Source organism: Allobosea sp. 2KB_26 (genome assembly GCF_052115715.1).
In the GTDB taxonomy this organism is placed as follows: domain Bacteria; phylum Pseudomonadota; class Alphaproteobacteria; order Rhizobiales; family Beijerinckiaceae; genus Allobosea.
In genome coordinates this window covers 39301-64063 of the sequence record NZ_JBFRHE010000023.1, presented here as the reverse complement: position 1 = coordinate 64063, position 24763 = coordinate 39301, and the positions used below count along the sequence as shown (strand labels likewise).

Genomic DNA, 24763 nt, shown 5'->3' with positions numbered 1-24763 from the left:
CCTGAGGGCACCGAGATGGTGATGCCTGGCGACAACATCGCCATGGAAGTGCACCTGATCGTGCCGATCGCGATGGAGGAGAAGCTGCGCTTCGCCATCCGCGAAGGCGGCAGGACCGTCGGCGCCGGCGTCGTCGCCAGCATCATCGCGTAACGCGTTTTCGTGAGGGCGAAGGCCCTTCCAAGGGCCTTTGCCTTTTCACGTCACGGAGAGAACAAGACCATGAACGGTCAGAACATCCGGATCCGCCTCAAGGCGTTCGACCACCGCATCCTCGACGCGTCCACGCGCGAGATCGTGTCGACGGCGAAGCGGACAGGCGCCCAGGTTCGCGGGCCCATCCCGCTGCCGACGCTTATCGAGAAGTTCACGGTCAACCGCTCGCCTCACATCGACAAGAAGTCGCGCGAGCAGTTCGAAATGCGGACCCACAAGCGGGTCCTGGACATCGTCGATCCGACCCCCCAGACGGTCGACGCCCTCATGAAGCTCGATCTCGCCGCCGGCGTCGACGTCGAAATCAAGCTCTGATCCATCGTCGGGTCCTCTGTTTCCGGATACCCCGGATGGACATGACCCCAAGAGAAGGTATGCACCGATGCGTTCCGGTGTGATTGCACAGAAAGTCGGGATGACCCGCATCTTCACGGATGCCGGTGAACACATCCCAGTCACCGTGCTGAAGCTCGACAGCTGTCAGGTTGTCGCGCATCGCACGATCGAGAAGAACGGCTATGTCGCCGTTCAGCTCGGATCGGGCTTGGCCAAGGTCAAGAACGTCTCGAAGGCTGAGCGCGGCCATTTTGCCGTGGCCAAGGTCGAGCCCAAGCGCCAGGTCGTGGAGTTCCGCGTCAGCAACGATGCGTTGATCCCCGTCGGCGCCGAGCTGACGGCCGATCACTTCGTCGTCGGCCAGTTCGTCGATGTCAGCGGCACCACCACCGGTAAGGGTTTTGCCGGCGGTATGAAGCGCTGGAACTTCGGCGGTCTCCGGGCCACGCACGGTGTCTCGGTCTCGCATCGTTCGATCGGTTCGACCGGTGGTCGTCAGGACCCTGGCAAGACCTTCAAGAACAAGAAGATGCCGGGCCATCTCGGTGCCGAGCGCGTGACCACGCAGAACCTGCGCGTCGTCCAGACGGACGCCGAGCGCGGCCTGATCCTGGTCGAGGGCGCCGTTCCCGGCGTTGCCGGCGGCTGGATCCACGTCCGCGACGCCGTCAAGCGTGCCCTGCCGAAGGATGCGCCGCTTCCTGGCAAGTTCAAGGTTGCTGGCGAAACCACGCAGGCTCCTGCGGCTGAAGCAGTTGAGGAGAACGCGTGATGAAGCTCGATATCACCACTCTCGAGGGCGGCAATGCCGGCTCGGTCGAGCTTTCGGACTCGATCTTCGGTCTTGAGCCGCGCGCCGATCTTCTCGCCCGCATGGTGCGCTACCAGCTCGCCAAGCGTCGCGCCGGGACCCACAAGTCCAAGGGGCGTTCGGAAATCGATCGCACCCGCAAGAAGATCTACAAGCAGAAGGGCACCGGCGGTGCTCGTCACGGTGCAGCTTCGGCTCCGCAGTTCCGCGGCGGCGGCAAGGCCTTCGGTCCGATCGTGCGTGATCATGCGCATGATCTGCCGAAGAAGGTCCGTGCCCTGGCTCTGCGCCATGCGCTCTCGGCCAAGGCCAAGGACGCCGGCTTGATCATCATCGACGACGTCACGCTCGCCGAGCCGAAGACCAAGGTTCTGCTCGGTCACTTCGGCAAGCTGGATCTGTCCAGCGCGCTGGTGATCGGCGGCGCCGAGATCGATGTGAACTTCGGCCTGGCCGCGCGTTCGATCCCGAACGTCGACGTCCTGCCGGTTCAGGGCATCAACGTCTACGACATCCTGCGTCGCGATAAGCTCGTGCTGACGCGCTCGGCTGTCGATGCGCTGGAGGCGCGCTTCAAATGAGCCAGTCTGCAAAGAACCTGGATCCGCGCCACTACGATGTCATTCGTGGCCCGGTGATCACCGAAAAGGCGACCATGCTCTCCGAGCACAACAAGGTCGTCTTCAAGGTCGCGAAGACCGCGACCAAGCCGCAGATCAAGGCGGCTATCGAGAAGTTGTTCGATGTCAAGGTGAAGAGCGTCAACACGCTCGTCACCGAAGGCAAGGTCAAGGTCTTCCGGGGCCGGCTCGGACAGCGTTCGGACGTCAAGAAGGCCGTAGTGACCCTCGAAGAAGGTCACTCGATCGACGTGACCACGGGCCTCTGAGGAAGGATCGTCATCATGGCTTTGAAAAGTTTCAAGCCGATCACGCCGAGCCTTCGCCAGCTCGTGATCGTCGACCGCAGCGAGCTCTACAAGGGCAAGCCGGTCAAGGCTCTCACCGAGGGCAAGTCCTCGAAGGGTGGCCGCAACAATCTCGGCCGCATCACGGTTCGTTTCCGTGGCGGTGGACATAAGCAGACCTACCGGATCGTCGACTTCAAGCGTCGCGGCAAGCCGGGCGTGGCGGCGACCGTGGAGCGGATCGAGTATGATCCGAACCGCACCGCCTTCATTGCGCTGCTCAAGTACGCCGATGGCGAGCAGGCCTACATCCTGGCGCCGCAGCGCCTGGCGGTTGGCGACAGCGTCATCTCCGGCGACCAGGTCGACATCAAGCCCGGCAATGCTTCGCCGATGGGCGCGATGCCGATCGGCACCATCGTCCACAATGTCGAGCTCAAGATCGGCAAGGGCGGGGCGCTGGCGCGGTCTGCGGGCAACTACGCCCAGATCGTCGGTCGCGACCAGGGCTATGTCATCGTCCGCCTGAACTCGGGCGAGCAGCGCCTGATCAGCGGCCTGTGCTATGCTACGGTGGGCGCGGTTTCGAACCCCGACCACATGAACACCAACATGGGCAAAGCCGGTCGCTCACGCTGGCTCGGCCGTCGTCCGCATAACCGCGGCGTCTCGATGAACCCGGTCGACCACCCGCATGGTGGTGGTGAGGGTCGTACCTCGGGCGGTCGTCACCCGGTCACGCCGTGGGGACTGCCGACCAAGGGGAAGAAGACCCGCTCGAATAAGCGGACCGATACGTTCATCGTGTCGAGCCGTCACGCCCGCAAGAAGAAGAACTGAGGTCCGTCATGGCGCGTTCGATTTGGAAAGGTCCGTTCGTTGACGGATACCTTCTGAAAAAGGCCGAGGTCGCCCGTTCGGCGAGCCGGGCCGAAGTGATCAAGATCTGGAGCCGCCGCTCCACGATCCTCCCGCAGTTCGTCGGTCTGACGTTCGGCGTCTACAACGGTCACAAGCATGTGCCGGTGAACGTGTCCGAGGAAATGGTGGGCCACAAGTTCGGCGAGTTCTCGCCGACGCGCACCTTCCACGGCCACGCTGCCGACAAGAAGGCGAAGAGGAAGTAAGCCATGGGTAAGCCATCCGCCCCCCGTGCGCTGCCGGAGAACGAAGCCGTTGCGGTTGCCCGCAACCTTCGCGTCAGCCCGCAGAAGCTGAACCTCGTCGCTCAGCTCATCCGTGGCAAGAAGGTCTCGACCGCGCTCGCCGATCTCGAGTTCTCGCGCAAGCGGATCTCGCTCGACGTTCGCAAGTGCCTGCAGAGCGCCATCGCCAACGCCGAGAACAATCATGATCTCGACGTCGACGATCTCGTCGTTGCGCAGGCTTTCGTCGGCAAGGCCCTGGTCATGAAGCGCTTCCACGCCCGCGCTCGCGGCCGTGGAGCCCGGATCATGAAGCCCTTCGCGAACATCACGATCGTGGTGCGCGAAGTCCAGACGGCCAAGGCCTGAGGAGAGAACGATGGGTCAGAAAATCAATCCGATCGGCCTTCGCCTCGGCATCAACCGCACCTGGGACTCGCGCTGGTTCGCGCAGAAGGGTGAGTACGGTCAGCTGCTGCACGAAGACATGAAGATCCGCGCCGCGCTGATGAAGCTCCTGAAGCAGGCGGCGGTCTCCAAGATCATCATCGAGCGCCCGCACAAGAAGTGCCGCGTCACCATCCACTCGGCTCGTCCGGGCGTGGTGATCGGCAAGAAGGGCGCCGATATCGAGAAGCTGCGCAAGGAAGTCTCGAAGCTGACCAAGGCCGATGTGACGATCAACATCGTCGAGGTCCGTAAGCCCGAGATCGACGCCACCCTCGTGGCCGACTCCATCGCGCAGCAGCTCGAGCGTCGCGTCGCGTTCCGCCGCGCCATGAAGCGGGCCGTTCAGTCGGCCATGCGTCTGGGCGCCGAGGGCATCCGCATCAACTGCTCGGGCCGCCTCGGCGGCGCGGAAATTGCGCGCCTGGAATGGTACCGCGAAGGCCGCGTGCCGCTGCACACGCTGCGCGCCGATGTGGATTACGGTGTCGGCACCGCCTTCACCACCTACGGCACGTGCGGCATCAAGGTCTGGATCTTCAAGGGCGAGATCCTCGAACACGACCCGATGGCCCAGGACAAGCGTCTCTCTGACGAAGGTGGTCGCTCCGGCGGTCGCGATCGTCGCGAGCAGGCTGCGTAAGGCTGATCGAGAAGAGCCATGTTGCAACCAAAGCGAACCAAGTTCCGCAAGCAGTTCAAGGGACGCATCTCCGGCGTTGCCAAGGGCGGCACGGACCTCAATTTCGGCCAGTTCGGCCTGAAGGCCCTGATGCCTGAGCGCGTCACTGCCCGTCAGATCGAAGCCGCCCGTCGCGCGATCACTCGCGCCATGAAGCGTGCTGGCCGCGTCTGGATCCGGATTTTCCCGGACGTGCCAGTTTCGAAGAAGCCGACCGAAGTCCGCATGGGCAAGGGCAAGGGCGCGCCTGAATTTTGGGCAGCCAAGGTCAAGCCTGGGCGAATCATGTTCGAGATCGACGGGGTGGAAGAGGAGACGGCGCGCGAGGCGCTTCGTCTCGGCGCCGCCAAGCTGCCGATCAAGACCCGCTTCATCCAGCGCATCGCCGAGTAAGGAGGGCGACATGAAAGCTACGCAACGCCTGTCCGATCTCAAGGTGATGAGTGTCGACCAGCTCCAGGACGAACTCCTGAAGCTGAAGAAGGAGCAGTTTAACCTGCGTTTCCAACGCGCTACCGGCCAGCTCGAGAATACCGCTCGGGTGACTGAGGTGCGCAAGGATATCGCTCGCATCAAGACGCTGCAGCGGTCGAAGACCGTTGCGGCGAGCGCCTGAGGAGTAGGACAATGCCGAAGCGCGTGCTGCAGGGCGTCGTCGTTAGCGACAAGCAGAACAAAACTGTTGTGGTGAAGGTCGAGCGGCGTTATACGCACCCGCTCCTCAAGAAGACCGTTCGCCGGACCAAGAACTACCACGCCCACGACGAGGCGCAGACGTTCAAGGTTGGGGATTCGGTCTGGATTGAGGAATCCAAGCCCATTTCCAAGCTGAAAAGCTGGGTTGTGCTCGACAACGCTCCTAAGGCGTAAGTCACTTTATTGAGGCCAGGGGGCGATCGACCCCCGTCAGTCGTAGTCCGGGTCGGCGCTGACGCCGTGCCCGGAAACCGCGCTGATACAGTTTGGAAGGATCAAGGCCATGATCCAGGTGCAGACGAATCTCGAGGTCGCGGATAACTCCGGCGCCCGTCGTGTGATGTGCATCAAGGTTCTCGGCGGGTCGAAGCGGAAATACGCCGGTGTCGGTGATATTATCGTCGTTTCGATCAAGGAAGCCATTCCCCGCGGCCGCGTGAAGAAGGGCGACGTCATGAAGGCGGTCGTCGTTCGGACCGCCAAGGACGTGAAGCGCGCCGATGGTTCGGTGATCCGGTTCGACCGCAATGCGGCCGTGCTGATCAACAACCAGAAGGAGCCGGTGGGCACCCGTATCTTCGGACCGGTTCCGCGCGAACTTCGCGCCAAGAACCACATGAAGATCATCTCGCTTGCGCCAGAGGTGCTGTGATGGCTGCGAAGATCAAGAAGGGCGACAAGGTCGTCGTGTTGGCCGGCCGTGACAAGGGCAAGGCCGGCGAAGTGCTCCAGGTGCTGCCGAAGGATGCCCGCGCCGTGGTGCGTGGCGTCAACCTCGTGAAGAAGCACACCAAGGCCTCGGCGCAGTCCGAGGGTGGCATTATCAGCAAGGAGGCCACGATCGATCTGTCGAACCTGGCCGTCGCCGATCCTAAGGACGGCAAGCCGACCCGCGTCGGTTTCAAGGTGCTCGATGACGGCCGCAAGGTGCGTTTCGCCAAGCGTTCGGGAGATCTGATCGATGGCTGAGAATCAGCAGGCGGCTCTCACGCCGCGCATGAAGAAGCATTACGAGGACGTCGTTCGTCCGGCGATGATCGCCGAGTTCGGCTACAAGAACGTGATGGAAGTGCCGACGATCGAGAAGGTCGTCATCAACATGGGCGTGGGCGAAGCGACGGCCGACCGTAAGAAGGTCGACAGTGCTGCCGGCGACCTCGCCATGATCGCCGGTCAGAGGCCGGTCATCACCAAGTCCCGCCTCGCCATCGCCGGCTTCAAGCTGCGCGAGAACATGGCGGTTGGCTGCAAGGTCACGCTGCGCAAGACCAAGATGTTCGAGTTCGTCGACCGGCTCGTCACCATCGCCTTGCCGCGCGTGCGCGACTTCCGTGGTCTCAACCCGAAGTCGTTCGACGGGCGCGGCAACTTTGCGCTCGGCATCAAGGAGCACATCGTGTTCCCTGAGATCAATTACGACAAGGTCGACCAGGTCTGGGGCATGGACGTGATCGTCTGCACGACTGCGAAGTCGGACGACGAAGCGCGCGCCTTGCTCAAGCACTTCAACTTCCCGTTCCGGCAGTGAGCCTTACCGCTCATACGCGGAAACCAGGAGAGATCGATGGCTAAGAAAAGCTCCGTCGAGAAGAACGAACACCGCAGGCAGCTCGTGAAGAAGTACGCGGGCAAGCGGGCGCGTCTTCTCGCGATCGCGAATGACGAGAGCCAGTCCATGGACGAGCGCTTCCTTGCTCGCCTCAAGCTGGCTGAACTGCCGCGCAACTCGGCTGCAAACCGGGTGCGCAACCGCTGCGAAGTGACCGGCCGTCCGCGCGCCGTGTATCGCAAGCTGAAGATGTCGCGCGTTGCTTTGCGCGAGCTCGGCAACAAGGGGCTGGTTCCCGGCCTCGTCAAGTCGAGCTGGTGAGGAGGACGCATCATGGCGATCATTGATCCGCTTGGCGATATGCTGACCCGCATCCGCAATGCGCAGATGCGGCGCAAGTCGCGCGTGACCACCCCGGGCTCCAAGCTGCGTGCCCGCGTGCTCGACGTGCTTCAGGCCGAGGGTTACATCCGCGGCTATTCCACGACCGAGTTCGGCAATGGCCGGACCGAGTTCGACATCGAGCTGAAGTACCATGAGGGACAGCCGGTCATCCGCGCCATCTCTCGGGTCTCGAAGCCCGGCCGCCGCGTCTACTCTTCGGTGGACACGATGCCGCGCGTGGCCGACGGCCTCGGCGTGACCATCGTCTCCACGCCGAAGGGCGTGATGCCCGATCATCTTGCCCGCGAGCAGAACGTGGGCGGCGAAGTGCTTTGCAAGGTCTTCTGACCTTCTGCGCCGCTCATCAGGAGAAATCCAATGTCTCGTATCGGTAAAAAGCCTGTTCCGGTTCCCGCTGGCGTCACCGCCAACGTGTCCGGCCAGCTCGTGAGCATCAAGGGCTCGAAGGGGGAACTCTCCTTCTCCGTGCCTGATGATGTCTCGGTCGCGCTTGAGAACGGCGCCATCGCCGTTCAGCCGCGCTCGCAGAGCAAGCGTGCGCGCTCGCTCTGGGGCACGTCCCGGGCTCGCGTCGCCAATCTGGTGACGGGCGTCACCAACGGCTTCGAGAAGAAGCTTGAGATCAACGGCGTCGGCTACAAGGCCGCCGTCACCGGCAAGGTGCTCAAGCTGTCGCTCGGCTACAGCCACGACATCGACTATGCGATCCCGGCAGGGGTCGCGATCGTCACGCCGAAGCCGACTGAAATCGTCATCACCGGCATCGACAAGCAGGTGGTCGGCCAGACCGCCGCTGAGATCCGCGACTATCGCGGTCCCGAGCCCTACAAGGGCAAGGGCGTCAAGTACGCCGGCGAGTTCATCTTCCGCAAGGAAGGGAAGAAGAAGTAAGGACGCGAGCCATGAGCAAGCAGACAGAAAATACTGCGCGCCGTCGGGCCCGTGTCCGTCGCGCCATCAAGGCGGTCGCCAATGGCCGCGCTCGCCTGTCGGTGCATCGCACCGGCAAGCAAATCTATGCTCAGGTCATCGACGACGCGAAGGGCATCACCCTCGCGTCGGCCTCGAGCCTGGACAAGGACATCCGCGGCGACATCAAGTCGGGTGCGAATGTCGAGGCTGCGGCCACGATCGGCAAGCTGGTTGCCGAGCGTGCGGTCAAGGCCGGCGTGAAGGACGTGGTCTTCGATCGCGGCTCCTACATGTACCATGGTCGCGTCAAGGCGCTGGCCGATGCGGCTCGCGAGGGCGGGCTGAACTTCTGACATCCCATCCGGGATGCTCGAGCGAGCGGCGCTGCATCAGGCAGCGTCCGCGCAAGTAAGAGGATGACATGGCGAGAGAACCTCGTGACCGTCAGGATCGCGAAGAGCGCGATTCCGAATTCGTGGATCGTCTGGTCCACATCAACCGCGTCGCCAAGGTGGTGAAGGGCGGCCGTCGTTTCGGCTTTGCTGCCCTCGTCGTCGTCGGTGACCAGAAGGGCCGCGTCGGCTTCGGCCATGGCAAGGCTCGCGAAGTGCCGGAAGCCATCCGCAAGGCGACGGAAGCCGCCAAGCGCGGGCTCGTCCGCATTCCGCTGCGCGAAGGCCGCACGCTCCATCACGACGTCCAGGGCCGCCACGGCGCGGGTCGCGTTGTGCTGCGCGCTGCTCCGGCCGGTACCGGCATCATCGCCGGCGGCCCCATGCGCGCCGTCTTCGAGGCGGTCGGCATGCAGGATGTCGTGTCGAAGTCGCTCGGCTCGTCGAACCCCTACAACCTCGTGCGCGCCACCTTCTCGGCGCTCAAGAACGAGGACAGCCCGCGTGGCGTCGCCGCGCGCCGCAGCCTGAAGGTTTCGGCCCTGCAGTCGCGTCGTCGCGATGCCGGCACCGACGCCGCGGCCGAAGCGTGAGGGCTGCACCATGGCAAAAGCTGAAAAGACCGTGGTCATCGAGCAGATCGGTAGCCCGATCCGCCGTGAGGCCTCGCAGCGCCAGACCCTGATCGGTCTCGGCCTGAACAAGATCCGCCGCCAATCGACCCTGCAGGACACCGCTTCCGTCCGTGGCATGATCGAGAAGGTCAAGCACCTCGTCCGCGTCGTCGACGCGAAGTGAGGGGGATTGTCCGATGAAACTCACAGACATTCGTGACAACGAAGGCGCCCACAAGTCCCGCATCCGTGTCGGCCGTGGTATCGGCTCCGGCAAGGGCAAGACTGGTGGCCGCGGCGTCAAGGGTCAGAAGGCCCGTGCCGGTGTGGCGGTCAAGGGCTTCGAAGGCGGTCAGATGCCGCTTTATCGTCGCCTGCCGAAGCGCGGCTTCCACAACCTCTTCGCCAAGGAACTGAACGAGGTCAATCTCGGTCGGATCCAGCAGGCGGTTGAGGCCGGCAAGCTCGACGGCAAGAGCGTTGTCACCATCGAGGCGCTGGTTTCGGCCGGCGTGATCTCGAAGGCGGCACCTGACGGCGTCAAGATCCTCGGCGTCGGCGAGCTGAAGACGAAGCTTGCTTTCGAAGTGGCCGGCGCGTCGAAGTCGGCGGTCGAGGCCATCGAAAAGGCTGGCGGCTCGGTCAAGATCCTGGCGGCTGCTGCTTCACAGGCGTGACAGCGACGCTTACATGAGCGATTGCGAACGGCGGCCAGGCCAGAAGCCTAGGCCGCCGTTCGACTGTTTGACGTTTATTCCGATCAAGGACCGGACGCATGGCATCGGCGGCTGAACAGCTTGCGGCAAACCTGAATTTCGGCGCGCTCGCGAAGGCGGACGAGCTCAAGAAGCGGATCTGGTTCACGCTGGGTGCGCTCATCGTCTACCGGCTCGGTACCTATATCCCGCTGCCGGGAATGAACCCCGACGCCGTTGCCGACCTGTTCAAACAGTCGCAGACCGGCGTGCTCGGCCTGTTCAACATGTTTTCGGGCGGTGCCGTCGGGCGACTGGCGATCTTTGCGCTCGCCATCATGCCCTATATCTCGGCCTCGATCATCATCCAGCTCCTGTCGAGCGTGGTGCCGACCTTCGAGGCGCTGAAGAAGGAAGGCGAGCAGGGCCGCAAGGTCCTCAACCAGTACACCCGCTACCTGACCCTCGTGCTGGCCGTGTTCCAGGCCTATGGCATCGGCGTTGGCCTGCAGGGGTCCGGCAATCTGGTGCTCGAGCCTGGTCCGTTCTTCCTGCTCTCGACGACGATCACGCTGGTCGGCGGCACGATGTTCCTGCTCTGGCTCGGTGAACAGATCACCAGCCGCGGCATCGGCAACGGCACCTCGATGATCATCTTCTCGGGCATCATCGCCGAGTTCCCGTCGCAGCTCGCCCAGACCCTCGAACTTGGCCGTCAGGGCGCGATTTCGACCGGCCTGCTGCTGCTGATCCTGGTCATGGCCATCTGCGTCATCGCCTTCTGCGTGTTCATGGAGCGCGCCCAGCGCCGCCTGTTGATCAACTATCCCAAGCGCCAGGTCGGCAACCGCATGTATGAGGGCCAGACCTCGTTCCTGCCGTTGAAGCTCAACACGTCAGGCGTCATCCCGCCGATCTTTGCTTCGTCGCTGCTGCTGCTGCCGACGACGATCGCCAGCTTCTCGCAGGCCTCGGGCGGCACCGGCATGCTGTCGACCGTCGCGACCTATCTGGCGCATGGCCGGCCGCTGTTCATGATCCTCTACGCGGCGCTGATCATCTTCTTCTGCTTCTTCTACACCGCCATCGTGTTCAATCCGGTCGAGACGGCGGACAACCTCAAGAAGCATGGCGGCTTCATGCCGGGCATCCGGCCGGGCGAGCGCACCGCCGAACATATCGACCGCGTGCTGACCCGGATCACCGTTCTCGGCGCAGGCTATCTGACTATTGTCTGCCTTATCCCCGAGTTCATGATCACGTATGCCCAGATTCCGATCATCCTCCTGGGCGGCACCTCGCTGCTCATCGTGGTGACGACAACGATGGATACCGTGGCGCAGGTTCACGGACATCTGCTGGCCCACCAGTATGAGGGGCTGGTCAAGAAGGCGAAGTTGCGAGGGGCGAGGCGCTGATGCGATTGATCTTCCTGGGGCCGCCGGGGGCGGGCAAGGGTACTCAGGCAACCCGTATCGTCGAGAAGCATGGCATTCCGCAGCTCTCGACGGGAGACATGCTGCGGGCCGCGGTTGCGGCCGGGACGCCGGTGGGGCTCAAGGCCAAGGCGGTGATGGATGCCGGCGGGCTGGTCTCGGACGATATCGTCATCGGGATCGTTGCCGATCGCATCGAGGAGCCGGACGCCAAGCGGGGATTCATCCTCGACGGTTTTCCGCGCACGCTGGCCCAGGCCGAGGCGCTCGACGCCATGCTGGAGCAGAAGGGGCTGAAGCTCGACGCCGTGCTGGAGCTCACGGTCGATCAGGACAAGCTCGTCGACCGGATCATTCGCCGCGCCGAAGAGGCCAAGGCGGCCGGGCAACCGGTGCGCAAGGATGACGATCCGGTGGTCTTCAAGACCCGGCTCGAAGCCTATAACCGCGATACCGCGGTGGTCGCGCCCTATTATTCGAAGCGTGGTCAGCTCACCGCCATCGACGGCATGAAGCCGATCGACGAGGTGACGGGCGCGATCTGCAAGGCGCTCGGCGCCTAGCAATGCGCTGGTACGGGTTCGGCATCGGGCTCGTGCTTCCGACCGTGGCCGGCAGACCGCTGGCCCGGCAGGAGCGGGCCTCGAGAAAGCTGGCATGTTTCTTGGGGTTGGCGGGTTGACTCAAGGGCTTCAACCGACTAACGACCCTCATCCGGTTGCATGTGGCGATGCCGTTACCTTCGTGAGAAGGGGCGACGTCGCGTTCTCGCATGGAGCCGACTCAACGCTCGCAGGGGCCGGCCTCCACCGGACGCGGGTAGGTTTTCACTGCCGGGCAGCCATCGGGCGCCTCGGCCGACAATGGAGAAGAGACCATGGCTCGTATCGCGGGCGTTAACATTCCGACCGGCAAACGCGTCGTCATCGGCTTGCAGTATATCCACGGCATCGGTGCCCAGAAGGCCAAGGAAATCTGCCAGAAGGTTGGCATTGCCGACGAGCGTCGCGTCAACCAGCTGACCGACGCCGAAGTGCTCCAGATCCGCGAGACGATCGACCGCGACTATCTGGTCGAGGGCGACCTGCGTCGCGAAGTTTCGATGAACATCAAGCGCCTGATGGATCTCGGCTGCTATCGCGGCCTGCGCCATCGCCGCTCACTGCCGGTCCGTGGCCAGCGCACGCATACCAATGCGCGCACCCGCAAGGGCAAGGCCAAGCCGATCGCCGGCAAGAAGAAGTGAGTTTCGGCGGGCCGGTCATCCGGCCCGCTGTCTATGCGTCGCCTGACCCGTTTAGGGGGCAGGCGACATCCCCAGCGCCTGGCATGACGGGCGCGCTCGAAGGATGAAAGAAAGAGACTATGGCCAAGGAAGCCCAGCGCGTTCGTCGTCGTGAACGCAAGAACATCGTTTCCGGCGTTGCGCATGTGAACGCCTCGTTCAACAACACCATGATCACCATCACCGACGCCCAGGGCAACACGATCTCGTGGTCGTCCGCCGGCACCATGGGCTTCAAGGGTTCGCGCAAGTCGACCCCCTATGCCGCCCAGGTCGCGGCCGAGGATGCTGCCCGCAAGGCTGCCGAGCACGGCATGCGCACCCTCGAAGTCGAGGTGACGGGCCCGGGTTCGGGACGTGAATCGGCTCTGCGCGCCCTCCAGGCCGCCGGCTTCACCGTGACCTCGATCCGCGACGTGACGCCGATCCCGCACAATGGCTGCCGGCCGCGCAAGCGCCGTCGCGTCTGACGCGCGGATTGGATTGCGGCGCTCGCACTGGCGAGCGCCGGTACGGGGCGGCCCGTCGCCGCCGAGAGATGAAGCACCAGGAGTGCGGTCGTGATCAGCAAGAACTGGCAGGATTTGTCCAAGCCGAACAAGCTCGAAATCAAGGTCGGAGACGACCCCAAGCGCCATGCTACCGTGATCGCTCGTCCGCTCGAGCGCGGCTTCGGCATGACGCTCGGCAACGCGCTGCGGCGCGTGCTGCTCTCCTCGCTCCAGGGCGCTGCGGTCACCGCCGTCCAGATCGACGGCGTGCTGCATGAGTTCTCGTCGATTCCGGGCGTGCGCGAAGACGTCACCGACATCGTCCTCAACATCAAGGCGATTGCCGTCAAGATGCAGGGCGAGGGCCCCAAGCGCATGACCCTGCGCAAGTCCGGCCCGGGCACCGTCACCGCCGGAGACATCAACACCGTCGGCGATGTGTCGATCCTGAACCCCGAGCTCGTGCTCTGCACGCTGGACGAGGGTGCGGAGATCCGCATGGAGTTCACGGTCAATACCGGCAAGGGCTATGTCCCCTCCGAGCAGAACCGTCCTGAGGATGCACCGATCGGCCTGATCCCGGTCGACAGCCTCTACTCGCCGGTCAAGAAGGTCTCCTATCGCGTCGAGAACACCCGTGAGGGCCAGAATCTCGACCGCGACATGCTGACCCTGCAGATCGAGACCAACGGCTCGGTCACCCCCGAGGATGCGCTGGCGCTCGCCGCCCGCATCCTGCAGGACCAGCTCGCCGTCTTCATCACCTTCGAGGAGCCGCGCAAGGAAGAGGCCGTCTCGACCGCGCCGCAGCTGCCCTTCAACCCGGCGCTGCTCAAGAAGGTCGACGAGCTTGAGCTTTCAGTGCGTTCGGCGAACTGCCTGAAGAACGACAACATCGTCTATATCGGCGACCTGATCCAGAAGTCGGAAGGCGAAATGCTTCGCACCCCGAACTTCGGCCGCAAGTCGCTGAACGAGATCAAGGAAGTGCTCGCGACCATGGGCCTCCACCTCGGCATGGACGTCACCGGCTGGCCGCCGGAGAACATCGAAGAGCTGGCGAAGCGCTTCGAGGAGCATTACTGATCCCGCCGGCGCGGAGTTCGTCTCCGCGCCTGTTTCCCGCACGGTGCGTGAGCGCCGGAGCATAATGAACGGTCGTACCGTGGCACGGCGGCCGTAATCACAGGAGAGCCAAATGCGTCACGGTTTCCGCGGTCGTCGTTTCAACCGCTCGGTTGAGCATCGCAAGGCGATGTTCGCCAACATGTCCCAGGCCCTGATCAAGCACGAGCAGATCACCACCACGCTGCCGAAGGCGAAGGACCTGCGTCCGGTCGTCGAGAAGTTGGTGACGCTCGCCAAGCGCGGCGACCTGCACGCCCGCCGCCAGGCGATCGCGCAGATCAAGGATGTCGCGCTCGTCGGCAAGCTCTTCGCGGTCCTCGGCCCGCGCTACAAGGAGCGCAACGGCGGCTATCTGCGTATCATGAAGGCCGGCTTCCGCTTCGGCGACAACGCCCCGCTCGCCGTGATCGAGTTCGTCGATCGCGATGTCGATGCCAAGGGCAAGGACTCCGGCCCGGTCTTCACGGCTGACGACGAAGCCGCCTGAGCAAGGCTGCTTCCCCGGAGATTCGAAAGGCGGCCGTGAGGCCGCCTTTTCTTTTGCGCGGAAGCCAGGGAGGCGCGACCTGGATGTGGGCCTCTGCGATGATGCATGGCCACCGCCCGGCGGGGGCGAGCGCCATTGGTGATGTGAAATGAAGGCCCCCGCGCGGGTCGCGGATGACGTTCGTCGACCGGCCCGGATCGGGACGGCCATCAAGGGTGGGATGCCCAGAGCTTCGTCCCAGGCGACAGGCGGGGCATCGCGTTTCGCGTCAGAAGGCGCTGGATCGGCGACTGATACCGAAGATTATTGCTCGAAACGCTGCTTGTGCGCCTCAAAGCGCAATGGTCAAGCTTCCCCTGCGAAAACCGCCCGCAAGAGGCGGCCCCGGAGGGAGAGACTGATGATTTCAAGACTATTGACCACGCGGCGGCTAGCGCTGACGGCGATGTTGGCGCTGGCGGTTCCCGCCCTGGCGCAGGACGCCTATCCCAACAAGCCGATCACCATGATCGTGCCATTCGCAGCGGGGGGCTCCTCCGACGTGATCGCACGGCTCGTCGGCGACGAGATGGGGCGGGTGCTCGGCCAGCGCATCGTCATGGAGAACATGGCGGGGGCGGGGGGAGCGACGGCGCTGACGCGCGCCGCTAAGGCCGATCCTGATGGCTATACCATCGTCATCGGCAATAGCGGCACCAATGCCGCGTCCTACTCGATCTATCCGGATCTGAAATACACTCAGGCGGATTTCGCTCCGATCGGCCTCGTCGCCAAGACATCGCCGATGATTGCGCTCAAGCTCGATTTTCCGGCCAAGAACCTGATGGAGTTCGTCGACTATGCCAAGAAGAACCCCGGCAAGGTCAGCCTCGGGCACGCCGGCGTCGGTTCGTCGAATTATCTGATTTGCAGGAACTTCATCAAGGCGGCCGGCGTCGAGGTCGCGCTCGTCAGTTATCGCGGCGCAGGGCCGGCTTTGAACGACCTGATGGGCGGGCAGATCGACGGCGTCTGCGATGCTGCAACCTCGCTCTCGGGCGCGGTGCAGGGTGCCAAGGTCAAGGCGCTCGTGGTCGCGACACCGAGCCGGCTCGACAGCCTTCCGGATGTGCCAACCTCAAGGGAGGCCGGGCTGCCGGCATTCGAGGCCCAGGGCTGGAATGCGCTCTTCGGTCCGAAGAGCTTGCCTGAGCCGATCGTCACCAAGCTGAACCAGGCTTTGCGGACAGCGCTTGCGAGCCCGAACCTGCAGTCTCGTTTCAAGGAGCTTTCGTCCGTGCTGCCCGCAGAGAACGAACTCACGCCTGCCCATGTCGGCGCGATGGTTCCGGGCGAGATCGAGAAGTACAAGATTCTGCTTCAGGACAAGTGAGGCGTTCTCCCTATGCTCGCTGGCGGGCAAGCTCGCCAGCGAGATCCAGCAACACGTCGGCAGGCTGAACCTGGAGATCGGCCTCTGGCGTGTCACCGTAGAGACCGAAGATGAAGTTGGTGGTCTCGTCATGCTCGGCGAGGCCCATCGACCAGTTCTGGAAGCTCCGGGCCGCAATCTGCTCTTCGGCCAGCAGGCGGATCCCGGTGTGGCGCGGATCGACCACGATCCGGCCATATGTCTCCGCGACATTGCGGGCCTCGCCTTCGAGCACCTGCGCGAAGGCCCCGGGCGTCACCAGGAGAAATCCCGTCACCTCGTTCTGTACGTTCAGCCGAAGGGCGCTGGCGATCATCTTGCCAACCTCCTCACTGCGATTGGCCTCGACGAGGCGACTCCGGCTGGCATAAACAAGACGTATCAGACTCAAGGGACCAGCTCCTTTCGCGGATCTTTGCTCGACTAACCCGATCGATGATCCGGATGTCGCCAATGGCGTCGCGGGCGAAGAGATTTCCCGGGAATGGTTCGTATTGGAAGACTTGGAACGCCGCCAGCGGTGTTTTGTTTCAGCGTGGAGACAGGAATGAAGCGCGGAATCATGCCGGTCCGTTTCGGAAGAACTGCCTTACCGGCCGCCTTGATGCTCTTTGCAGGCCTTGCTCCGCTGCCATTGCTTGCGCAGGCGCGGCAGGTTCCGGAAACCCGTCAGCAGGTTCAGCTTTCCTTTGCGCCGATCGTGCAGAAAACTGCCGGATCGGTCGTGAATGTCTATGGTGCCCGCGTCGAGCGTCGGGCTCAGAATCCTTTCATGGACGATCCGTTCTTCCGCCGCTTCTTTGGCGATGACGGGTTCGGCGTTCCGCGCGAACGCGTGCAACGATCGCTTGGCTCGGGCGTGATCGTTGATGCGAGCGGGCTCGTGGTCACCAATAACCACGTCATCGAGGGCATGAGCGAGGTCAAGGTTGCCTTTGCGGACAAGCGCGAGCTGGAAGCGACGATCGTCCTGCGCGACCCACGCACCGATCTTGCCGTGCTGAAGCTGAACGGCGCCAAGGATTTGCGCCCGATCGATCTTGCCGATTCCGACCAGCTCCAGGTCGGCGATATCGTTCTTGCGATCGGCAACCCCTTCGGTGTTGGCCAGACCGTGACACAGGGCATCGTTTCGGCGCTGGCACGCACGCAGGTCGGGGTTGCCGATGCGCAGTCCTTCATCCAGACCGATGCGGCGATCAATCCGGGTAACTCCGGCGGCGCGCTGGTCGACATGGAAGGGCGGCTGATCGGCATCAACACCGCGATCTTCTCGCGCTCGGGCGGCAGCCACGGCATCGGTTTTGCGATCCCTTCCTCTATGGTTCGCGTCGTCGTCGACAGCGCCAAGGCGGGCGCTGCCTCGGTGCGCCGGCCGTGGTTCGGCGCCAGGCTGCAGGCGCTGACGGCCGATGTCGCCGACGGGCTTGGGCTCGACCGCCCGGCGGGTTCTGTCGTTGCCAGCGTCGTCGAGAAGGGGCCTGCTGCCGAAGGCGGGCTCAAGCGTTCGGACGTCATCCTCGCGCTCGACGGTGTGGCCGTCGATGATCCCGAGGCCTTCGGCTATCGTTTCGCGACCCGCCCGATCGGCGGTACAACCTCTCTGACCGTACTTCGAGCCGGTAAGCGGCTGGTGGTTCCGGTGAAACTCGTCCCGGCGCCCGAGACACGACCGCGCGAATCCGTGGCGCTCTCGGGCCGCACACCGCTTTCAGGGCTGACGGTGCTCAATCTGTCGCCGGCGGTTGCCGAGGAGCTTTCGATCGATGCCGGAACCGAAGGCGTCGTGGTCAGTGCCATCGAGGAGGGCAGCCTCGCAGCTCGCGTCGGCTTCCAGAAGGGCGACATCATCCTTGCCCTGAACGGAGAACGCATGGAGCGCTCACGCGATGTCGAGGCGGCCCTGCGCCAGCGCAAGCGCGCCTGGGAGGTGACGATCTCGCGCGCCGGACAGACCGTGACGTCGGTCTTCCCGGGGTGAGCGACCTCTTTTCCGCTTCTGGCCTCGACAAGGCGGGGCCGCGCCCGCTTGCCGACCGTTTGCGGCCGACGACGCTGGCCGAGGTCACAGGGCAGGAGCATCTGACGGGTCCTGATGGTGCGCTCACGCGGCTGCTGGCCTCGGGTTCGATTGGCAGCCTGATCTTCTGGGGTCCGCCCGGCACCGGGAAGACGACGGTCGCGCGCCTCCTCGCCGGTGCCGTCGATCTCGGTTTCGAGCAGATCAGCGCGATCTTTTCCGGGATCGCGGACCTCAAGAAGGTGTTCGAGACGGCGCGGGGACGACGACTGGGAGGCAAGGGCACGCTGCTCTTCGTCGACGAGATCCATCGCTTCAACCGCACTCAGCTCGATGCGTTCCTGCCCGTCATGGAGGACGGCACGATCACGCTCGTCGGTGCGACCACCGAGAATCCCTCCTTCGCGCTCAACGCCGCACTTCTGTCGCGGGCACGGGTGCTGACGTTCCAATCCCTCGACGAGAATGCGCTGCTCTTTCTGCTCGGCCGGGCCGAGGTGCTGGAGAACAAGGACCTGCCGTTGACGCCGGAGGCGCGGCTGGCGGTTGCCCGCTTTGCCGACGGAGACGGGAGGGCGGCACTGACGCTGGCCGAGGAAATCTGGCGTGCCGCCAAGCCGGGCGAGATTTTCGACGAAGCCGGTCTTGCCGAGGTGATCCAGCGTCGCGCACCGATTTACGACAAGGCGCAGGACGGCCATTACAATCTGATCTCGGCACTGCACAAGACGATCCGCGGCTCCGACCCGGATGCTGCCCTCTATTACTTTGCCCGGATGCTCGATGCTGGCGAGGATCCACGTTTCCTGGCGCGGCGGCTGGTGCGCATGGCTGTCGAGGATATTGGGCTCGCAGACCCGCAGGCGCTCGTCCATGCCCGCGCCGCAGCCGAGACCTATGAACAGCTAGGCTCGCCCGAAGGCGAACTCGCGCTCGCCAATACGGTGATTTATCTGGCGACGGCGCCGAAATCGAACGCCGCCTATATCGCCTACAAGGCGGCGCGGCGCGCCGCCAAGGAGGGCGGCTCGCTGATGCCGCCCAAGACCATTCTCAACGCCCCGACGAAGCTGATGAAGGAAGAGGGCTACGGCGCCGACTACGCCTATGACCACGATGCCCCCGATGCCTTCTCAGGCCAGAACTACTGGCCCGATGCGCTCGGCCGGCAGCACTTCTACGATCCGCCCGAGCGTGGCTTCGAGCGCGAGATCCGGAAACGGCTGGAATACTGGGAAAGGCTCAGGGCCGAGCGCGGCAGGTAGAAGGTTGGATCATCGGTCGGCTTTCCCGAGAATCGCAATCCACTCTTCGGGCCGGGGCGCTAGAACGCGCGCTCTATGAAGACCTGGGTCGAGATCAGACGCCCCGCCAGCCCGGCCGCGACCTGTCGCCCCGTCAGCGATATCCGGGCCTGAGCGATCGACGCTTCGATCCCCGCCTTGAGACCCTCGACCGGAGTCCAGACCAGATTGGCGGCGGCGCGGTCGATGCTGATCTTGCCCTTGGCCTGGTCGATCAGCGGAACCGATAGCTGGTAGCGGCTGACGTAAAAGTTGGTCGCGATCTCGTCGGTCCATTCCCGACCGATGACAAGGGCAGTCGAGAAGCCGCGGGTCGGGTCGCTGCCGAGCAGCACCGTCCGAACCACGGCGGCGTCCAGTTGCGAGCCGATATAGGGCGCTGCGTCGACGGCGCCTGCAATCTGGGCCGTGATGCTGGTCGGGCGCCCCAGCATCTCGGCCTCATAGGTCACCCCCAGAATTCCGGCGCGTCCCAAACGGGAGTTTCGGCCGGGGATGTCGCGCAGTGCCAAAGCGCCATGCAACGTCCATGGCCCCGACTGGTAGACGAGCCGTGCCACGCCATCCGGCATGCGGCCGGCCGCAACCGGCAGGGTCGAAGTCGTGCCCAACGCGGGGTCTTCCAGGGCAAGTGTCGCGATCCAGGTCTCCGTCAAGGGCAATTCCAGGGCCAACAGTCCGACGGTCCGACTTGGTACCCGCGTGCTGAAAATGAACTCGTCGCCCGTCCAGAAGCTGAAGCGCGAGGTGTCCAGGCCGAAAATCCAGGGCCCGACCAACACCGTCGCCTCGTCGAAAGTGAGTCCTGCGACATCGTTGACCGGGCTCTGCATGGTGAAGGAGAAGGCGCTGCCGACGCGCAGCCCGGAGGCGAGATCATGCGACGTCGCGATGCGAAGAGACGCGCTTGTCGGAAGGGATGTCAGACTCGACTGCGGCAACGGAAGAGCGCGTGAGGCCCGGAAGCTGTCATTCTGCAGGCCGGCGCTGACGGTGCCCGACACCGAGACGCAGGTGGTCGAGCCGGGCAGGATCAGGCCGGGGATGCTGTCGTCATCCTCGTCATCCTCCTCCTCGTCATCGCTGCTTTCGTCCTCGATTTGCTGCCGGGGATCGGCCTTGCTAACGAAGAGGGGCTCAAGCTCGGTCGGCGTGATCGTGCAACTGCGCGCAAGGCTCGGGGCCCGGGCGCCCTTCAGGCCTTTGAGCGGCGGGAGTGCGACTGCCTCCCCGGTCAGTGCTGCGAAGGCCGGCAAGGCAAGCAAGACCGAGGCTGCGATCGCCCAGGCGCGATGCAGGCAAGGCTTCTCCTCAGCGCGGCCTGTCACGGCGGTCATCGGTGGCGGGCGGCTCCAAGGCATTGTCGTCGGTGGTCATCTGTCGTCACGGGCTCCGGGTGTGTCAATTGCGCCGTGAGAGGCCGCACTCCCGTGATTGTCGGGGCCTGAGACCGGATTTCGTTTGTGCAGGTCGGGTGTGCTGGCTATTGCAGGACGATGACATCCACGTTTCTCGTCTTCCTGGGCGCCGGCATCGGCGGCGCGCTGCGACACGGCGTCAACTACACCTCGCTGAAATGGCTGGGGACGGGTTTTCCCTATGGCACAATGGCCATCAATATTCTCGGTTCGGGGATCATGGGGCTGATTGTCGGCTGGCTCGCCTTCAAGGCGGGCGAAGGCTGGTCGCAACAGGCGCGCCTCTTCCTAACCACGGGCGTCCTGGGCGGATTCACGACTTTCTCGGCGTTCTCGCTTGAGGCCGTTCTGCTCTGGGAGCGCGGCCAACTGGGGTTCGCCACCATTTATGTTCTGGGCTCCGTCGCGCTGTCTCTGGCAGCGCTGGTCGGTGGCCTCGCACTCGTCCGGGGGCTATCATGAGGCAAGGTGGCAAGGGCTCCGGAAGCAAGGGCTCCGGCAGCAAGGGGCAAGCGGGGCGCGGCGGCAGGCCTCCCGCAGCCGGTGCCGGGAAGAAGCGGCCGAGCCATGACGCGCGCCGGCAAACGCGCGCTTCGGGTCAGGCCAGGCCGGGCGAGGGCGAGGACGTCGCGCGGCGGGCACCGGTTGGCAGGTCGCCAGTGCAACGGGCACAGCGCCCAGCCGGACCGACGCGGGCCGAGGTCAAGGCCGTGACCGCAGAGGTGCTTGCCACCGGCGTTCAGCAACTCGTCGTGACGCCGGACGAGAACGAAATGCGGATCGATCGCTTCCTTGAGACACGCTTTCCGCAGCTGTCCTTCAGTCATATCCAGCGGATCGTCCGGAAGGGCGAGCTGCGCGTCAACGGCAAGCGCGCCGACAGCAAGGACCGGCTCGAGGCCGGCCAGACCGTGCGCATTCCGCCGCTGAAGCTCGAGCAGCAGGCGGAGCGTCCGCGTTCGGTCAAGGCCGATTCCGACACGCTCGAATTCCTGCGTTCGATCACGCTCTACGAGGATGATGATGTCATGGTCCTCAACAAGCCTGCCGGCCTCGCCGTGCAGGGCGGCTCGGGCACCACGCGCCATGTCGACGGCATGCTCGACGCACTGACCGGCAAGGACGGCCAGAAGCCGCGCCTCGTACACCGGCTCGACAAGGATACGTCGGGCTGCCTCGTCATCGCCAAATCGCGTTTTGCGGCGGCGACGCTGGCAAAGACCTTTCGTTCGCGCTCGGCCCGCAAGGTCTACTGGGCGCTGGTTGCTGGCGTCCCGCGCGTCCGGCAGGGCCGGATCTCGACCTATCTTGCCCGCGAGGAAGCCTATGATGGCGATCAGCGGATGGCGGTCGCCAAACATGGCGACGATGGTGCTATGCATGCCGTGACCTATTACGCCGTGGTCGAGACTGCGGCGCAGAAGCTCGGCTGGCTCTCGCTGAAACCGGTGACCGGCCGCACCCATCAGTTGCGTGCGCATGCGGCCCATATCGGCCACCCGATCGTCGGCGATCCTAAATATTTCAACATTCAGAACTGGGAGCTGCCGGGCGGCATCCAGAACAAGCTGCATCTGCTAGCTCGCCGCATCGTGCTGCCGCATCCGCGCGGCAAGGGCACGATCGATGTCAGCGCGCCGCTGCCGCCACATATGCGCCAGTCCTGGAATCTGCTCGGTTTCGAGGACGAGCGCTATGACCCGATCGTGGACGCGCCCGACGAGTAGGTGTTGGCGTGACCTAGCGTAAGAGAACGCTTGCAGAACAAAAGCGGATATGTTCTAATTTTGTTCTCGTCACTCTTACGCAGGTGCTCCCATGACGCGTTTCGCCTTCGTTCTTGCCGGCCTGGCCCTTTCGCTTGCCACATCTGCCGCTGCGCAGTCACCAACCGCTCCACAAGCTGCTGCTGCAGATGAGCCTGTGCCGCGCGTCGAGCGCGCCAAGGCGCGGCAGGATTGTGTCGCCGAACATATTGCGCTGAGTGGCGACGATTTGCGCCAAGCCATGCGCGATTGCATGCAGGCGAAGTTTCCGGGGGTCCAACTCTATGCCCGCGATGGGCTGACGCGCGACGGCAAGCCCACGGCCGTGACGGCGCGTGCCGCCTGCAAGACGGAAGCCGATCAGGGGAGCCTGACTGGCGCCGCGCGGCGCGAAGCACTGGCTGCCTGCTTCAAGGCGAAGCGGCCCGATCTGGCAGCCCGCGCCGAATGTCGCAAGGAGAGCCGCGCGAAGGGGCTCGACGGCGAAGACCTGCGCAAGGCGGTCGCGGATTGCGCCCGCGAGAGCCGGTCATGACGGAGTCGCGCCGGGCGCAGTGGATCGCAGTCGTGATCCACGATAAAGCGCCAGCATGAACCTCGTCATATTCGATCTCGACGGCACGCTGATCGATTCAGCCGCCATCATCCTCGGCGCCCAGGTCGAGACCTTCAAGCGTTGCGGCCTGGTCTATCCAGGCCGCGAGGCAGGGCTCGGCATCGTCGGGCTGACGCTGGATATTGCGCTGATGCAGCTGGCGGGGCTGGAACGCCCCGACGACCAACTGACGGAAACCTACAGAGAGGTATTCGGCGCCATGCGGCGGCAGGCCGAGGCCGATCCAAGCCTCGCCGAGCCGCTCTTCCCGGGCGTTGCGGCTATGCTGGACGCGCTGGTTGCGCGGCCCGATACGGTGCTCGGCATCGCGACCGGCAAGTCCCGTCGGGGCGCGGACTACATCGTCGAGCGCTATGGCTGGCGTCAGCACATGGCGACGATCCAGACGGCCGATGATGCGCCGTCCAAGCCCCATCCCGGTATGATCCTGCAGGCGATGAGGGAAACCGGCGCGCGGCCGGAACGCACCCTGATGGTCGGCGACAGTTCCTTCGATATCCAGATGGCGGTTGCCGCCGGGGTCACGCCGGTTGCCGTCTCCTGGGGCTTCCAGCCTGTGGCATCCCTGCAGGCGCTCGGCGCGCGCCACGTCCTCACCGATTGTGCCGAGTTGACGGACATCATTGACGGGCTCGTGGTGGCTGAGCGGACCTGAGGACAGCGAAGGCGCAGCGAAGTTCCTGCTCCGATCGGGTTCCACAGTCTTTTCGCGCCGACGGATCGGCGCGAAAACTGATCCATGTCACTGTTTCGCTCCTCCGCACCGATGTCCCGGTCGAACTGGAAATCGCCGCAAACAGCGCAGCCGAAACGCCCTCTCCGTAAGAGAGATCCCCTAAGTCCGGTCATCGCGGCGAGGAGGACGACGTGCCGTCGAGCGGAATCCGATTCAGTGCGGGATTTCGACCGCGACCCGATGCATGGGCGGTACTTCAGTAACATCCTCGCAACCACGTCCGATCAGGACCGTTTAACCTGAACAGAAGTTCAGATTTGGCCGTTAACCACCTGCTGGCGGGTGCCGCGTCATGGTGTTCCCACAACAGGAACGCACCGGCGCAAAATAAAGCTGGGCAGGAGTCGAACGATGATTGGTCATGAGCTCCGTGAATTCGTCGATCGCGTGATGGAAAAGCACGCGATCGACGATCAAGACACCAAGATGCTTCAGCGCGAAATCTTGGTCGATAGCGTGATGACGCGCGATGTCATCGATGTTCTGATTGCGCTGGATCGCGCCGTCGTCGCAACCAGTGCGTCCTTCGCCAATTACCTGATCACGCTGGTCGTCGATTTCGCTGTCTGGGAAAGCCGCCCGACAGGCGTGATCGACCGCGAGAAGGCGCATTGGCTGGTGACGACGCTGTCTGCCGGCGACGGCCCGACGGAGACGGCGCGACGCATTGCCTTCGAGATCGTGCGGGAGGCGGATCGCTGCGACGAGATGCTGATCGCCTTCGCCATGCGCAAAAGCACATTCATGGTGCCGGGCCAGCGTCTCGAACGCGTTCTTCGGACGAACTGATCAGGCGGTCACGCACAGCCCGCCGCCCATTCCCGAACTTTCGCATCAGTGGACGCGGGCTGCGGCCTC

38 protein-coding genes are annotated in these 24763 nt (G+C 64.1%); 36 read left to right on the top strand and 2 right to left on the bottom strand.

Annotation, left to right across the window (positions count from 1 at the left end; all coding sequences use genetic code 11):
* The 29 genes from AB4099_RS32030 to AB4099_RS31890 all read left to right on the top strand — a co-directional run.
* A partial coding sequence (locus tag AB4099_RS32030) for an EF-Tu C-terminal domain-related protein (protein WP_465248481.1) occupies positions 1–153 on the top strand: 153 nt, incomplete at its 5' end.
* Between the two features lie 69 nt (positions 154–222).
* Positions 223–531, top strand: coding sequence for a 30S ribosomal protein S10 (rpsJ, locus tag AB4099_RS32025; protein WP_043237115.1), 309 nt, complete (start codon positions 223–225; stop codon positions 529–531).
* A gap of 67 nt (positions 532–598) precedes the next feature.
* On the top strand, positions 599–1324 hold the full coding sequence (gene rplC, locus AB4099_RS32020; protein ID WP_113517770.1) for a 50S ribosomal protein L3: 726 nt from the start codon (positions 599–601) through the stop codon (positions 1322–1324).
* Positions 1324–1944, top strand: a complete 621-nt coding sequence (gene rplD, locus AB4099_RS32015; protein ID WP_113517769.1) for a 50S ribosomal protein L4 — start codon at positions 1324–1326, stop codon at positions 1942–1944. Before rplC ends, rplD begins: the two co-directional genes overlap by 1 nt.
* Entirely contained in the window at positions 1941–2252 is a 312-nt protein-coding gene (locus AB4099_RS32010; RefSeq protein WP_043237110.1) for a 50S ribosomal protein L23, read from the top strand. Before rplD ends, AB4099_RS32010 begins: the two co-directional genes overlap by 4 nt.
* A gap of 15 nt (positions 2253–2267) precedes the next feature.
* The gene (gene rplB, locus AB4099_RS32005) at positions 2268–3110 is read left to right on the top strand and encodes a 50S ribosomal protein L2 (protein WP_043237108.1); all 843 of its coding nucleotides are present in this window, start codon (positions 2268–2270) and stop codon (positions 3108–3110) included.
* 8 nt (positions 3111–3118) lie between these two features.
* Positions 3119–3397 (top strand): 30S ribosomal protein S19, encoded by a 279-nt coding sequence (rpsS, locus tag AB4099_RS32000; protein ID WP_043237107.1) that lies wholly within the window; start codon positions 3119–3121, stop codon positions 3395–3397.
* 3 nt (positions 3398–3400) lie between these two features.
* Positions 3401–3784, top strand: coding sequence for a 50S ribosomal protein L22 (gene rplV, locus AB4099_RS31995; RefSeq protein WP_113517768.1), 384 nt, complete (start codon positions 3401–3403; stop codon positions 3782–3784).
* A 10-nt stretch (positions 3785–3794) separates the two neighbouring features.
* Positions 3795–4505: a 30S ribosomal protein S3 gene (rpsC, locus tag AB4099_RS31990; RefSeq protein ID WP_043237104.1), complete on the top strand. Its 711-nt coding sequence runs from the start codon at positions 3795–3797 to the stop codon at positions 4503–4505.
* Positions 4506–4523: 18 nt separating this feature from the next.
* A complete protein-coding gene (gene rplP / locus AB4099_RS31985; RefSeq protein ID WP_043237103.1) occupies positions 4524–4937 on the top strand; it encodes a 50S ribosomal protein L16 in 414 nt (137 codons plus the stop codon).
* 10 nt (positions 4938–4947) lie between these two features.
* The gene (rpmC, locus tag AB4099_RS31980) at positions 4948–5160 is read left to right on the top strand and encodes a 50S ribosomal protein L29 (RefSeq protein ID WP_043237102.1); all 213 of its coding nucleotides are present in this window, start codon (positions 4948–4950) and stop codon (positions 5158–5160) included.
* A gap of 11 nt (positions 5161–5171) precedes the next feature.
* Positions 5172–5414, top strand: a complete 243-nt coding sequence (gene rpsQ, locus AB4099_RS31975; RefSeq protein WP_043237101.1) for a 30S ribosomal protein S17 — start codon at positions 5172–5174, stop codon at positions 5412–5414.
* Between the two features lie 109 nt (positions 5415–5523).
* Complete coding sequence (gene rplN, locus AB4099_RS31970) at positions 5524–5892, top strand: 50S ribosomal protein L14 (protein ID WP_043237099.1); 369 nt, start codon at positions 5524–5526, stop codon at positions 5890–5892.
* Positions 5892–6209: a 50S ribosomal protein L24 gene (rplX, locus tag AB4099_RS31965; RefSeq protein ID WP_043237098.1), complete on the top strand. Its 318-nt coding sequence runs from the start codon at positions 5892–5894 to the stop codon at positions 6207–6209. Before rplN ends, rplX begins: the two co-directional genes overlap by 1 nt.
* On the top strand, positions 6202–6768 hold the full coding sequence (gene rplE / locus AB4099_RS31960) for a 50S ribosomal protein L5 (protein ID WP_043237096.1): 567 nt from the start codon (positions 6202–6204) through the stop codon (positions 6766–6768). Before rplX ends, rplE begins: the two co-directional genes overlap by 8 nt.
* Before the next feature lie 36 nt (positions 6769–6804).
* Positions 6805–7110 (top strand): 30S ribosomal protein S14, encoded by a 306-nt coding sequence (gene rpsN, locus AB4099_RS31955; protein ID WP_043237095.1) that lies wholly within the window; start codon positions 6805–6807, stop codon positions 7108–7110.
* 12 nt (positions 7111–7122) lie between these two features.
* Positions 7123–7521, top strand: coding sequence for a 30S ribosomal protein S8 (gene rpsH / locus AB4099_RS31950; RefSeq protein WP_043237093.1), 399 nt, complete (start codon positions 7123–7125; stop codon positions 7519–7521).
* A 30-nt stretch (positions 7522–7551) separates the two neighbouring features.
* A complete protein-coding gene (gene rplF, locus AB4099_RS31945) occupies positions 7552–8085 on the top strand; it encodes a 50S ribosomal protein L6 (RefSeq protein ID WP_043237092.1) in 534 nt (177 codons plus the stop codon).
* A gap of 11 nt (positions 8086–8096) precedes the next feature.
* The gene (rplR, locus tag AB4099_RS31940; RefSeq protein ID WP_113517767.1) at positions 8097–8459 is read left to right on the top strand and encodes a 50S ribosomal protein L18; all 363 of its coding nucleotides are present in this window, start codon (positions 8097–8099) and stop codon (positions 8457–8459) included.
* A 68-nt stretch (positions 8460–8527) separates the two neighbouring features.
* Entirely contained in the window at positions 8528–9091 is a 564-nt protein-coding gene (gene rpsE / locus AB4099_RS31935; RefSeq protein ID WP_113517766.1) for a 30S ribosomal protein S5, read from the top strand.
* Positions 9092–9101: 10 nt separating this feature from the next.
* On the top strand, positions 9102–9296 hold the full coding sequence (gene rpmD, locus AB4099_RS31930) for a 50S ribosomal protein L30 (protein WP_043237284.1): 195 nt from the start codon (positions 9102–9104) through the stop codon (positions 9294–9296).
* Positions 9297–9309: 13 nt separating this feature from the next.
* Entirely contained in the window at positions 9310–9789 is a 480-nt protein-coding gene (gene rplO / locus AB4099_RS31925) for a 50S ribosomal protein L15 (RefSeq protein WP_113517765.1), read from the top strand.
* Positions 9790–9887: 98 nt separating this feature from the next.
* Positions 9888–11225, top strand: a complete 1338-nt coding sequence (secY, locus tag AB4099_RS31920; protein WP_069880173.1) for a preprotein translocase subunit SecY — start codon at positions 9888–9890, stop codon at positions 11223–11225.
* Entirely contained in the window at positions 11225–11806 is a 582-nt protein-coding gene (locus tag AB4099_RS31915) for an adenylate kinase (protein WP_113517764.1), read from the top strand. Before secY ends, AB4099_RS31915 begins: the two co-directional genes overlap by 1 nt.
* Positions 11807–12120: 314 nt before the next feature.
* Positions 12121–12489 carry a 30S ribosomal protein S13 gene (rpsM, locus tag AB4099_RS31910; protein ID WP_043237082.1) on the top strand — a complete coding sequence of 123 codons (369 nt, stop codon included), beginning with the start codon at positions 12121–12123 and terminating at the stop codon, positions 12487–12489.
* 119 nt (positions 12490–12608) lie between these two features.
* Positions 12609–12998 (top strand): 30S ribosomal protein S11, encoded by a 390-nt coding sequence (gene rpsK, locus AB4099_RS31905; RefSeq protein ID WP_043237079.1) that lies wholly within the window; start codon positions 12609–12611, stop codon positions 12996–12998.
* 90 nt (positions 12999–13088) lie between these two features.
* Complete coding sequence (locus AB4099_RS31900; RefSeq protein WP_043237077.1) at positions 13089–14105, top strand: DNA-directed RNA polymerase subunit alpha; 1017 nt, start codon at positions 13089–13091, stop codon at positions 14103–14105.
* Positions 14106–14217: 112 nt separating this feature from the next.
* Positions 14218–14634, top strand: a complete 417-nt coding sequence (rplQ, locus tag AB4099_RS31895; protein WP_113517762.1) for a 50S ribosomal protein L17 — start codon at positions 14218–14220, stop codon at positions 14632–14634.
* A gap of 400 nt (positions 14635–15034) precedes the next feature.
* Positions 15035–16006: a tripartite tricarboxylate transporter substrate-binding protein gene (locus AB4099_RS31890; protein ID WP_441481031.1), complete on the top strand. Its 972-nt coding sequence runs from the start codon at positions 15035–15037 to the stop codon at positions 16004–16006.
* A 10-nt stretch (positions 16007–16016) separates the two neighbouring features.
* Here the strand turns inward: AB4099_RS31890 and AB4099_RS31885 are convergent, their stop codons facing one another.
* Positions 16017–16436 (bottom strand): BLUF domain-containing protein, encoded by a 420-nt coding sequence (locus AB4099_RS31885; protein ID WP_441481030.1) that lies wholly within the window; start codon positions 16434–16436, stop codon positions 16017–16019.
* Positions 16437–16649: 213 nt separating this feature from the next.
* Between AB4099_RS31885 and AB4099_RS31880 the strand changes: the two genes are divergently transcribed.
* Together AB4099_RS31880 and AB4099_RS31875 are read left to right on the top strand one after the other, a co-directional pair.
* Complete coding sequence (locus AB4099_RS31880; RefSeq protein WP_441481034.1) at positions 16650–18026, top strand: DegQ family serine endoprotease; 1377 nt, start codon at positions 16650–16652, stop codon at positions 18024–18026.
* On the top strand, positions 18023–19330 hold the full coding sequence (locus tag AB4099_RS31875) for a replication-associated recombination protein A (RefSeq protein WP_441481029.1): 1308 nt from the start codon (positions 18023–18025) through the stop codon (positions 19328–19330). The genes AB4099_RS31880 and AB4099_RS31875 overlap by 4 nt, the downstream gene beginning before the upstream one ends.
* Before the next feature lie 59 nt (positions 19331–19389).
* Here the strand turns inward: AB4099_RS31875 and AB4099_RS31870 are convergent, their stop codons facing one another.
* A complete protein-coding gene (locus tag AB4099_RS31870) occupies positions 19390–20706 on the bottom strand; it encodes a hypothetical protein (RefSeq protein WP_441481028.1) in 1317 nt (438 codons plus the stop codon).
* Between the two features lie 159 nt (positions 20707–20865).
* Between AB4099_RS31870 and crcB the strand changes: the two genes are divergently transcribed.
* From crcB to AB4099_RS31845, 5 genes are all read left to right on the top strand, one after another.
* Positions 20866–21249, top strand: coding sequence for a fluoride efflux transporter CrcB (gene crcB / locus AB4099_RS31865; RefSeq protein ID WP_113517757.1), 384 nt, complete (start codon positions 20866–20868; stop codon positions 21247–21249).
* Positions 21246–22514 (top strand): RluA family pseudouridine synthase, encoded by a 1269-nt coding sequence (locus AB4099_RS31860; protein ID WP_113517756.1) that lies wholly within the window; start codon positions 21246–21248, stop codon positions 22512–22514. The genes crcB and AB4099_RS31860 overlap by 4 nt, the downstream gene beginning before the upstream one ends.
* Before the next feature lie 91 nt (positions 22515–22605).
* Positions 22606–23088: a hypothetical protein gene (locus AB4099_RS31855; RefSeq protein WP_113517755.1), complete on the top strand. Its 483-nt coding sequence runs from the start codon at positions 22606–22608 to the stop codon at positions 23086–23088.
* Positions 23089–23143: 55 nt separating this feature from the next.
* Positions 23144–23824 carry an HAD-IA family hydrolase gene (locus tag AB4099_RS31850; RefSeq protein ID WP_113517754.1) on the top strand — a complete coding sequence of 227 codons (681 nt, stop codon included), beginning with the start codon at positions 23144–23146 and terminating at the stop codon, positions 23822–23824.
* A 432-nt stretch (positions 23825–24256) separates the two neighbouring features.
* The gene (locus AB4099_RS31845; RefSeq protein WP_113517753.1) at positions 24257–24694 is read left to right on the top strand and encodes a hypothetical protein; all 438 of its coding nucleotides are present in this window, start codon (positions 24257–24259) and stop codon (positions 24692–24694) included.
* Positions 24695–24763: the final 69 nt, after the last annotated feature.